This window comes from Desulfotomaculum sp. (genome assembly GCA_003513005.1).
Lineage (GTDB): Bacteria > Bacillota > Desulfotomaculia > Desulfotomaculales > Nap2-2B > 46-80.
Map to the genome: position 1 here is coordinate 1 of DOTD01000002.1, position 10,334 is coordinate 10,334.

The 10,334-nt window shown below is 46.8% G+C and carries 11 protein-coding genes and 1 pseudogene; 3 read left to right on the forward strand and 9 right to left on the reverse strand.

Annotated features, from left to right (window positions below; translation table 11 throughout):
• Positions 1-101: 101 nt before the first annotated feature.
• Complete coding sequence (locus tag DEH07_00065; protein ID HBY02958.1) at positions 102-449, reverse strand: hypothetical protein; 348 nt, start codon at positions 447-449, stop codon at positions 102-104.
• On the reverse strand, positions 346-1,929 hold the full coding sequence (locus tag DEH07_00070) for a hypothetical protein (protein HBY02959.1): 1,584 nt from the start codon (positions 1,927-1,929) through the stop codon (positions 346-348). The genes DEH07_00065 and DEH07_00070 overlap by 104 nt, the downstream gene beginning before the upstream one ends.
• Positions 1,930-2,153: 224 nt before the next feature.
• Between DEH07_00070 and DEH07_00075 the strand changes: the two genes are divergently transcribed.
• Complete coding sequence (locus DEH07_00075; GenBank protein ID HBY02960.1) at positions 2,154-2,234, forward strand: hypothetical protein; 81 nt, start codon at positions 2,154-2,156, stop codon at positions 2,232-2,234.
• Positions 2,235-3,033: 799 nt separating this feature from the next.
• Here DEH07_00075 and DEH07_00080 read toward each other — a convergent pair.
• The 4 genes and pseudogenes from DEH07_00080 to DEH07_00095 all read right to left on the reverse strand — a co-directional run bounded on the left by DEH07_00080 (position 3,034) and on the right by DEH07_00095 (position 5,329).
• Positions 3,034-3,932, reverse strand: a pseudogene (locus DEH07_00080) (hypothetical protein).
• A gap of 52 nt (positions 3,933-3,984) precedes the next feature.
• The gene (locus DEH07_00085; protein ID HBY02961.1) at positions 3,985-4,212 is read right to left on the reverse strand and encodes a hypothetical protein; all 228 of its coding nucleotides are present in this window, start codon (positions 4,210-4,212) and stop codon (positions 3,985-3,987) included.
• 245 nt (positions 4,213-4,457) lie between these two features.
• Entirely contained in the window at positions 4,458-4,781 is a 324-nt protein-coding gene (locus DEH07_00090) for a hypothetical protein (GenBank protein ID HBY02962.1), read from the reverse strand.
• Positions 4,782-4,951: 170 nt separating this feature from the next.
• Complete coding sequence (locus tag DEH07_00095; protein HBY02963.1) at positions 4,952-5,329, reverse strand: hypothetical protein; 378 nt, start codon at positions 5,327-5,329, stop codon at positions 4,952-4,954.
• Between the two features lie 702 nt (positions 5,330-6,031).
• Here DEH07_00095 and DEH07_00100 point away from each other — a divergent pair.
• On the forward strand, positions 6,032-6,316 hold the full coding sequence (locus DEH07_00100) for a hypothetical protein (GenBank protein HBY02964.1): 285 nt from the start codon (positions 6,032-6,034) through the stop codon (positions 6,314-6,316).
• Between the two features lie 247 nt (positions 6,317-6,563).
• Positions 6,564-6,800 (forward strand): hypothetical protein, encoded by a 237-nt coding sequence (locus DEH07_00105; protein HBY02965.1) that lies wholly within the window; start codon positions 6,564-6,566, stop codon positions 6,798-6,800.
• Between the two features lie 107 nt (positions 6,801-6,907).
• Here DEH07_00105 and DEH07_00110 read toward each other — a convergent pair whose 3' ends face one another.
• The 3 genes from DEH07_00110 to DEH07_00120 form a co-directional block, all read right to left on the reverse strand.
• On the reverse strand, positions 6,908-7,210 hold the full coding sequence (locus tag DEH07_00110) for a hypothetical protein (protein ID HBY02966.1): 303 nt from the start codon (positions 7,208-7,210) through the stop codon (positions 6,908-6,910).
• Positions 7,211-7,484: 274 nt separating this feature from the next.
• Positions 7,485-9,905: a heavy metal translocating P-type ATPase gene (locus DEH07_00115; GenBank protein HBY02967.1), complete on the reverse strand. Its 2,421-nt coding sequence runs from the start codon at positions 9,903-9,905 to the stop codon at positions 7,485-7,487.
• A gap of 262 nt (positions 9,906-10,167) precedes the next feature.
• On the reverse strand, positions 10,168-10,334 hold a 167-nt coding region (locus DEH07_00120; protein ID HBY02968.1), incomplete at its 5' end, for a hypothetical protein.

A 10,334-nucleotide genomic window follows, 5' to 3' on the forward strand; every position in this document is an offset into this window, starting at 1 on the left:
ATTATGTAAAGAAATCTTGTTGGGACTTTCGTTATTCCAAGGATTTCACCGAAAATCTTTACATAACGGAAGTCTTAACATAACCCTTATTACGTAAATCTTTACGTAATAAGGGGAAGGTAGAACATCCGGGTCGGCGCAGTATCCATCAGCGGAGCAAGGAGCAGATGTGGCCCGATTAGAAATTCCGTCTCGTAAAATTCGGGATTGAGCGCACTTTCGGTCGGAGTGTGATAAAAAATCGGTCTCATGATTAACTGGCCGTTTTGGGTAGTCCCGTATAAAAGAGAGTAAAAATACGGCAGCATCTGGTAACGCAATTTTATGGCCTTGCGGGCGCTGTTTTCAACTTGTTCGCCAAACGACCAGGGGTTCCTGATCTTTCGTATTTCTCCTGGTATGCGTCCTGGAAAACGGGAATAACGCGCCCTGGAGAATCCAGCGCTCATACAGCTCGGGAGTCGGTTCCCCGTAGTAGCCTCCGATATCAGGACCGGCAACCGGCTGCCCGGAAAGCCCGAGGTTTAAGATCATCGGGACGCTGGCCCTTAAATGCTCCCAGTTACTGTTATTATCGCCCGTCCAGGTCACAGCATATCTCTGTCCTCCCAAATAGGCGGATCTGGTCAGAACATAAGGCAGACGTGTATTTTTCAGCAGCCCTTCGTAAGTCGCTTTAGTCATCAGCATGCCGTACAGGTTATGCACTTTCTCATGTGGAAGTTTCTCTGTCCCCGAGAGTTTTTGAACCGCATCACAGGGAAGTGTGCACCGCAAATCGAAGGTAGCCGGCTCGTTCATGTCACACCAAATGCCGTCCACTCCGGGTTTGACAAATTCTGAAATCATCTCTCCCCACCACTTTTGCACGGACGGATCGAGGAAATCAGGGAAAAGACTCGGACCGGGCCAGACGACTTTTGTAACATATCCCCCGTCTTTGTCGACTAAAAAAACTCCCTTACTTAACCCGCTGTCATATGGTTTATAACCGGGTTCCAGCTTCAAGCCGGGATTGACGATGGTTATTACTTTAAATCCCCCGGCATGCAGATCGTTAATCAGTTCACGATAGTCTTTAAAACCCTCTCCCCAGGTAAAGTTCTTGTAGTGGTCCATATGATCTATATCAAGGTAAATAGCGTCACAGGGGATATCCCTGTCCCTGAAAGAAGCCGCTATTTCGCGGACGCGAGCGGAAGGAGTGTAGCTCCAGCGGCTCTGCTGATACCCTAAAGACCGTTTCGGCAGCGGTACCAGCCTGCCGGTCAGCGAAGTCAACTGCTCCATAACTTCGGGGAGGGTAGGGCCTAAAAGGATAAAGTAGTTCAGCTCCATGTCGCGTACGTAATAGGAAATTTTTTTGCCGTCTGCGGAAAACTTGAACACTGAGTAACAGGGGTTGTCAAAAACAATGCCAAAGGCCGGTCCGTCAACATACTGGCAAATTACAACCGGGTAAGACTGGTACATCGGGGTAGTGCCCATTTTATACATCAAAGGCGCCATGTTCCACATAACAACAGTCTGCCCGGCTTTGTTCATTGGAGGAGTATTTTCGCCAAGACCGAATACTCTTACTTCACCCAGGCGGGGTAGATTCTTTTTAACAATAAGCCAACTTCTCTTGGTCTGCGGGTGGGAAACCTGGGTTAGAACCGGTTCGGCATCCAGAAGATAAGAAAGCGTCCCGCTTCTTTGCTCGTACCGCAAACTGGCCTCCTGGCCATCGGAGAGCATCAGGTTGAAACGGATAACCTCTTTTGCCCTCTCGACTACCCATCCATCCTCATTTACATTATCGAAATCAACTGCCCATGATCTTTCCATCAGCCAGGGCTCGCTCCTCAGTTCCTGATTGATGAAAACCCAGAAGATTCCCTTGCTGAAAGGGCTGCAGATCATTTTTTCTGTCTTATTAATAGCCATCCTCAGTCGACCACACTTTTTACAAGTATACTGCTTGTTTATGCTATAATCCAGTGCCGGATTCTTTATTTATCAACATGCTATGAGAAATTGGAATATTTTGTGTCTGCCAATACCTGTATCAGTGATTGCCTGAAATCACGCAGCAAATATAAAACTAACAAAAAATTTCTGATTCAGACAATCCTTTTTCGGAGAAAATAATTAAAAAAAGAGGAGGATTAGTGATGAATATTAATCGTGCACGCCAGATATTGCGTTCGGATGAAACGATTACCGTGCTGCTTGACGGCTCGCCTGTCTAGATTGAAAGCGTGGACAAAAGCGGTCTGGCCGGAGTCAATTCTTTGGACGGCAGGGGAAAAGTCAAAAGCGTACCCGTCCCCGATCTCACCGAAGCCTGAGCTGGCAATAAGTCAATAAGGGGTCATCAATAAGGGGTCAGGCTTGACTTATTGCCTTTTTATTGCCTTTTAACTTCCAAGGCAAACCTGGCCCCCTGTTGTGTGATAATGTCCATGGATCGGTAAATAAAACAAAACCAGTATGGTAACTTTTACAGATCAGCAACAAATTAGTTATTTATCTTTTTTCCTCCGCTGTTTGACACATTCTGAAAGCAAGTATTCAATCTGTCCGTTGATGGAACGAAAGTCGTCCTCAGCCCAAGCGGCGAATTCCTTCCAAAGGGAGGGGGATAATCTCAACAGGATTTGTTTTTAAAACACTAATTACATAGTGGAGATATTTCAATCGTCAATCCCTTGATTAACGCCAAATTGGTCTCTATAACGAAGAAGTTTTGGATTTTGAAATGCCAAAATCACCAATTTATCAACTTTTTCAAACAGAATATCTCTATTCAGAATATCTCTATTATAACAGATTTATATCCACCATGCAATTAACGTTTTTTGTTTTTTATCTTTTTTATTATCACCATTTTCCAACAGGTATCTCCCTCCCTAAAAATGAACAGGTTTTATTTATTAGTTTTTTCCGCTTCAACAATCATTTTTTGGTGATAACTTGTTACAAATTTTCGACCTGTGCATTTGCGCGTACCATAATTTCCCATAGGACCGTGGATAACCGCTCCCTACATTAGATTGCATCATTTTCATTGATTATCGGGGCCGGGGCGCAAAGCTCACGCCGCCAGTCCCGCGTCAAGGGGTAGACGAAAATCATCTTCTGAGATGCTTTTTCCTTTCGATAACCCCTGCCAATACTGGCCGTCTCACCTATTAGACACCAGTTGGCCGCCTGATAACACGTGCCACCATGGGGCGGCATGACATATGTCTCAAGAAGAACCGGGGCATATCCGTAGCGCGCTATCCAATCCGTTCGTAACCGCCGGACGGCTAACGCCAGGACATGGCTCGCCAGATGCGGCGCCCGAACCCCCGGTAGGAGCAAAAAGCGGCTGTTCCCCACTATCCGGTATAGAAATCGCCGCCGCTGATCCGGCGTCCAGCCAATCCAGTTGTCCCTGGCAGCTAACGCCTTGGCTGGCGCCGCAAACAACAGCGCCCCCAATATCCGTTCCGCTTTGCTCTTGATCCAGTAGCGCTGATGCGCCCCAAAGGGCTGCCCCATCCCCAACGGGTGGTAGGAGTTCATCGTAGCGTTCCTAAAGAGCTACCTCTTCCCCGGATACTGGGTCTACGGTTATCGGACGCAACTGCGCTAAAGGGAATTTGATCCCGATAACCGGAAGCGGCGCCACCTTTGTATTACAGATAGTTTTTTTAACCTGTTTTCTCTTCGGGGGCAGGAAAATCAGCCCGGCGTCATTCATCTCTTCCAGCAACAATCGGCAGCCGTTGACTTTCAACCGTCCGTTGGGCGCTTTTAAAAGGCAGATTTTCACACACCGTCGCGGCCAGTTCCTTGCGGCTTAAGTCGCCAAACTCCGCAACAATTGTCTTGATCAAGACCAAGTCATCAGCGGTGAATTGACGGTCACCGATCCAAAAGGGTGGATTAAACGAATGCAAAGAGTACCCCTCTCCCCGACCACTGGGGCTAATATCGACACCTTTTTATAGGTCAGGCGCACTTCTTTCTAGACAATGGCCTGGCGGGGTCGCGGGACAGGTTTACCAGTTTAAAATTAAGCTCTTTCCGGGTTATCCAGCTTTCATCTTCTTTATTTAGAAAGAGCGCCCTGACATTAGCTAATCCAGACGACCCCGACCTTGACCAGCTCATGCCGTTATGCTTTTGCCTTTGCGCCACCACCAGATCGTTCGCCTTCTCGCCCAGGTTGCTCGACACCCTTAATCCTAGCTTCTTTCGCAGCGCATAGCAAGGAATATAGTCCCGATTTTTTTCCAGATAGACGATCAGTTTTTTAATCTCACTGGCGTTTCGTACCTTGTCAGCACCAAGATGTTTGAGGCACTCAACGGTAGCGTCTATTTTTCCGAGCCTTGAGTCAAGGAAAACAGCGTTTTTAACACCTCATTTTAGAATCTCGCGATCTTTAAGAGCCATACTCAAACGCTCTTTGCATTTCTTGGTCAGGTGATACCAATCAAGGATGATCCTTCATTGTATTCAGCAATCACTTTCCCTACTTTAGCCGCTGAAATTGAGGGGATCTCGGAGCGCTCTATATTGGCGAGAGGATGGTCAGCCTCCGGCTCCCCGGTTTGGGGATCAAAATGGTTTTGGGTGAGAATCTGTTGTGCTCGTCCATTGATATAGTTGATAATTGCCGCCCCTTCCCTGACAACCGCGCCGGCCAGGGTGCGCGACCGCACCTTATCTTCATCATCCTGCCAGCGGAGGTGAAGTTTGATTTCCTTAGCCTGGCGATAAGGCACATGGGTGGCTAACTGCAATGCCAGGGTGTCGTAACATGCCGTGCGATACACCTCTTTGGGCCCAGTCTTGGGGAAGAACACTTTGGTATTGTATACCGTGCGGCTTCCTTTTTCCACACGATGGGCGCCAATATCCAGCCGCCCTATTTCTGCTTCTATTTTATATCCGAAGCTTTCTTCCCTTGTCGTTACTCCTGATTGCCCTTCGACTTTGGCCTCGAGTTTTTTTTTGACATCTCGGAAAGGTATTCATCAGTAGCCGATTCTGCCGCCTTGTTCCTGATCTTTAATACGGCCTTCTCGTATTTGTCGAATACCTCCCTGAAGTTATCAGGGCCTGTGAACTCCTTAAATTCGGGAATTTCCGTGTCTACCACGATCGGCCTGATTTCCTCTGTGCCATCCGCATTCTTTATTCTGACGGTGATTTCCATTTTCATGCTCAGAGCACCTCTATTCATCAAGGTAGATTTCTGAGCACTATCATATTTTTTATAGTCTTTTGCCCACTCGCTTTGCCAAAGAGTCCAGGTATAGCTTAGATCATTCCCAAACAGCCGGGTCATTGATGGAAAAACTTCACAGAATGAATCCTGACAGCATTTCAATCCATCTTACGCTACGTTGGCTGTCCAACAAGTCTTGCGCCACGGAATAATCCTCCACGCCGAGGAACTTATTCCCATTGAGGACGTACTTGCTGCCGGATTTATCAAGTAAACGTTTTAGCCACTCTTAAGCCGTTCAACGCAATTTGAACCTCAAACGGCGCCCATGTTTGTAAGCGGATGCTTATAAAGCCGTAATCTTCGTGATCGTAATAGAAATATAAATGTTTGCATCGTGATTGTTCTGGTTTTATTTGTGGGAATCCCGCAGTTTTATCATTTATGTAATAATTTATCCATGCACTGCCTCCTCGCGATATTCTTGGAGATATGTCTTTCAACATTATTCTACAAAATATCTTAAGGACAGTGCATTATTTAATTTGGGTTGCGGGCGTAGCCCGTTTTCATAAGGGCTTTCTTTTCCGAATTCTTATACTTAAACAATATGTTTGTATCAGAGCTAATTTCTCACCAGCAGTTGGCCTCCCTAATGACAAAAAGAAAGTCAAGCCTGACCCCTAGGAGAGTGTTGCAAAACACCCTTAACAGGCTCACAAAATCCATAAAAATCTAGCAAAAAACATAATACAAGGCAGGATATCCCAGCATCCCGGCGAATATTAAAGATATTAAAAGATATTGAGGGTGTAATTTAAAATGCTGGGCCATAAAAAGAACCAACTCAGTTTTACAGATATCGATACTTTGCAAACGTGGGAACAAAAGCCCATAGTCTCTGAAAACAGCATTTACTACAGTATGTCCCAGGCAAACGAGATATTTAAAGACGAACTGTTTGCCGATGCATATTCTTTTTCCGGACGGCCATCTATACCACCGAGCCGTTTAATTAAAGTGATTTTGCTGCAATTTTACGATAAGGTTTCCGGCCGGGAAGCAGAAAAACGTGCCCGTTACGACTTGCGCTGGGAATTAGCTTAAGGGTATTTCTATAAATCAACTAGGAAGATCCCGCTAAAGCGCAATAAATTACTTAATAAATTATGCCAGGATGCCTTGCAGATAGTTGAGATAGCAGACAAATTAAAACTTACCGAAAAAGAACAGGTATTAAGAGACATTTTAGCTACGGTAGCCATTCAGGATATAGAACGTCAAAAAGACGGAACAGTTAAAATTAAGCAGGGAGTAGCCAAAGACCGGATTATTTCAACCAACGACCCTTAAGATGCGGCATGGCCGCAAATCCAGTGCCCGAAAATTTGATGGGTACAAAACACATACAGCCATAGAAACCGACAATAACTTCATTACCGAAATCGAAGTCACGTCAGGCAACATTCATGATTCTGAAGCGGCCGCTCCATTAGTAGACGAGCAGCCCGAAGAGCGAAAGCCGGATACAGTCTTGTGTGACATAGCCTACGGAACGGGCCAAAACAGAGAAGAGATGAAAAAGCGTTGAATTAAGAGGTCTATATTATAAGGCTCAACCTATATTCTTAACATTATTTACCTGTATATGATTCTTTAAATTTGAAATTTGGTCATGAGCATATAGAGCATATAAATCTATAAATAAACAGAGTTTATGCAACACTCTCCTAGGCTGTCTTCACGAGCCCGTACCAGGTCACGCAAAGCTTCCTGCTTTGCATCCGGTACCCAGACAGGATTTAACTCACTGCTACGTAATAGGTGTGCTAATTTCTTGGCATCACGCCGGTCGGTTTTTACCCTTTCACCAGGTTTTCTGGGGATTAGTGATGGCGCCGCCACCATGCAGGTTGCTCCCGCTGCTATCAGCTGACGATATATCCCGTAACCGCATGGGCCTGCTTCGTAGCAAAAATACAGGTTCTTTGCCGGACCCAACCTTCATACTAGTTTGGCTATTGTTTCCGGTTTGTTAATTATCACCCCCAAGGATTCCGCTGCTTCACGTCCTTCCTTGGCAACCGCTACTGCGATAGTGTCTTTGTGTACATCAAGTCCTACAAATGTGGTATACTTCACGCTAGGTCAGCTCCTCTTTTAGCTTGTAGCTCTGTATTGCAATAGTATAACCTACGCTTCGCTATTGAGTGGCTGGCCCTTCCATTATGTCTTGTGTCTGCACGTGTGCGTCTGCGATGTGTGTGGGATTTGATTATTTATTGGGATTGTAGCCTTTTAGGCTTAGGGAATTGGTTACCACTGAAACTGAGCTGAAAGCCATGGCGCCCCCGGCAATAATGGGGTTCAACATTCCTAGGGCGGCAAAGGGTATGCCGATAATATTGTAAATAAACGCCCAAAACATGTTCTGCCTTATCTTTCTCATGGTCTGCCGCGACAGCCTGATGGAAGCGGGAATTGTCCTGAGGTCACCCCTCATCAAGGTGATGTCCGCCGCCTCCATAGCTATATCCGTGCCGGTCCCCATCGCCATGCCGATATGTGCGGTTGCCAGGGCGGGGGCGTCGTTGATTCCGTCCCCGACCATGGCTACAGTTCTGCCGGCGGCTTTTAGTTTTTCAACTTCCTCCGCTTTGTTTTCCGGCAGGACTTCAGCCAGGACATTCTTTATGTTGACCTGCCCGGCAATGGCGTTTGCCGTGCGCCGGTTGTCACCTGTTATCATGTATACTTCTATGCCCATCTTCTGCAGTTCCGTGATAGCCTCCCGGGAGCTTTCCTTGACTGTGTCGGCTACTGCAATTATAGCCTCCAGTTTCCCGTTTATGGTCATCAGCATAGCGGTCTTGCCCTGTTCCTCCAGGCTACTAATCGACTCCTCATACGGACCAATGGCTGTTCCGTTCTCAACCATAAGTTTTCTGGTTCCCACATATATTTCCTGCGCATCAATTATCGCCTTGACTCCTTTTCCCGGTATCGCCTCAAAACTTTCTGAATTTTCCAGGGGACCATACTCCTGTTTGCCTTTTTCATAGACAGACACCCCGAGGGGGTGTTCGGAAGCTTTCTCAGCCCGGGCGGCTAAGCGCAAAAGCAGGTTTTTATTTAATTCTCCCAGTTCTATGATATCCGTTACTTCAGGTTTTCCATTGGTGATGGTTCCTGTTTTATCAAGAACTACAGTATTGATCTTGTAGGCCATTTCCAGATGTTCGCCGCCTTTTATTAAAATCCCGTTTTCGGCTCCTTTGCCCGTTCCGACCATTATAGCGGTGGGAGTGGCCAGACCAAGGGCGCAGGGACAGGCGATTACCAGCACAGCCACTGCGCTGATCAGTGATTTATTGATTCCGGCGCCGAGCAGGTACCAGGTGAAAAAGGTAATGACGGCAATAACCAGGACCGCCGGTACAAATATCCCGGCCACATGATCGGCTATTTGCTGTATAGGCGCCTTGGATCCCTGAGCTTCTTCCACCATTTTGATGATCTGAGCCAGGGCTGTGTCTTTTCCTACACGGGTTGCCTCCATCTTGAATGTGCCGTATTTATTAATCGTAGCTCCGTAAACCAGGTCGCCCGCCTTTTTATCGACGGGCAGGCTCTCACCGGTAAGCATGGATTCATCCAAAGAAGAATTTCCCAGACTTATTTTTCCGTCAACGGGAACCTTTTCGCCCGGCCGCACAACTATGATATCTCCCAGCTGGACCTCTTCAATAGGAATATCTTCCTCGCTGCCGTGCCTGACCACCCGGGCAGTTTTAGCCTGCAGCCGGGCCAGTTTTTTAATTGCCTCGGACGTTCTTCCCTTGGCCAAAGCCTCGAGGTACTTGCCCAGCAGGATAAGGGTAATTAGGATGGCTGAAGCCTCAAAATACAGGTTTTTCATCATCCCCGCCGGGACAGATTCAAAAAAGACGTTGTACAGGCTGAAAAAGTAGGCTGCCGACGTTCCCATGGCAATCAGCACGTCCATATTTGCGCTTCCTGATCGCAGGGCGTAATAAGACTGCTTGTAAAAACGCGCGCCGATAACAAATTGTACAGGTGTCGCGATTGACAACTGAAAATACTCGTTGTGAAGGAAAGCAAGCACGGGAAGATGAACTTTAAATACGTCTAAAATCATAGCCAAAAGCAGTGGGGAGCTTAAAAAAGCGGAGGTCAGCAGCAATAACCGCAGTGCTCTGATTTCTGTATCTTTTTGCTCTATCTGCCGGGCGTTATCGACTTCCTCAATATTTTCGGCGTTATATCCTAGGGTTTGAATGGCGCTGATCATTTCTTCGACCTTGACCCGGCCCGGCTGGAAGGCAATATTCGCTTTCTCGGTAGCGAGGTTTACACCGGCTTTTTGGATTCCGTCCATGGAATTCAGCTTTTTCTCGATCCGTGTTGCGCAGGCTGCGCAGGACATGCCGGAAATTTTTAGGACCGCCTCGCTGCCGCCGGGTGCTTCGGGGACAACTTTATAGCCTAACTTTTGGATCAAATCGTCAAACTGTTTCCGCTGAACCATGCTGTCATCATACTCGACAGTTGCCTGTTCCATTGCAAAATTGACGTTTGACGACTCTACCCCTTCAATTTGCTTTAATCCTTTTTCTATCCTTGCGGCGCATGCCGCACAACTCATGCCGGATATTTTGATTGTTTCTTTTTTCATCCCGTATCCCTCATCTGTTTTTTAATAAAAACATAGCCTGACTAACTTTATTATAACAGGTTGTTTCCCTATATAATTAAGTTAATCAAGCGGCCATTTTTTAAGCCGGATGTCAAATTAAGAATCCGGGTCACGCATATATGGAAACATCCGGCTGTCCGCGCCGCTTGAGGATAAAAGACATATGGGAGAGGCTGACTGTAGCAGCCTACGTTCTTTGGCCCCGGACTAATCAGCGCCAATGGCAAGGTTTATCACCCATTCAACTAGACAGCCCGCAGCATCTTTTGTATTTTTTTCCACTGCCGCCCGGGCAGGGGTCATTTCTGCCGATTCTGGAATCGCTTCGTTTTCCCGCAATCCCTTTCATATAAGATTTTCCTCCGTCCTTTTTCCTTTCCCATTGGCGCACTTTACGCTCTTCTCTGC

Excerpts from the sequence above, each read along its gene's own strand:
- DEH07_00065 (HBY02958.1), bottom strand. The coding sequence starts at position 449 with ATGAGCGCTGGATTCTCCAGGGCGCGTTATTCCCGTTTTCCAGGACGC.
- DEH07_00070 (HBY02959.1), bottom strand. The coding sequence starts at position 1,929 with ATGGCTATTAATAAGACAGAAAAAATGATCTGCAGCCCTTTCAGCAAG.
- DEH07_00095 (HBY02963.1), bottom strand. The coding sequence starts at position 5,329 with ATGACCCGGCTGTTTGGGAATGATCTAAGCTATACCTGGACTCTTTGG.
- DEH07_00100 (HBY02964.1), top strand. The coding sequence starts at position 6,032 with ATGCTGGGCCATAAAAAGAACCAACTCAGTTTTACAGATATCGATACT.
- DEH07_00105 (HBY02965.1), top strand. The coding sequence starts at position 6,564 with ATGCGGCATGGCCGCAAATCCAGTGCCCGAAAATTTGATGGGTACAAA.
- DEH07_00115 (HBY02967.1), bottom strand. The coding sequence starts at position 9,905 with ATGAAAAAAGAAACAATCAAAATATCCGGCATGAGTTGTGCGGCATGC.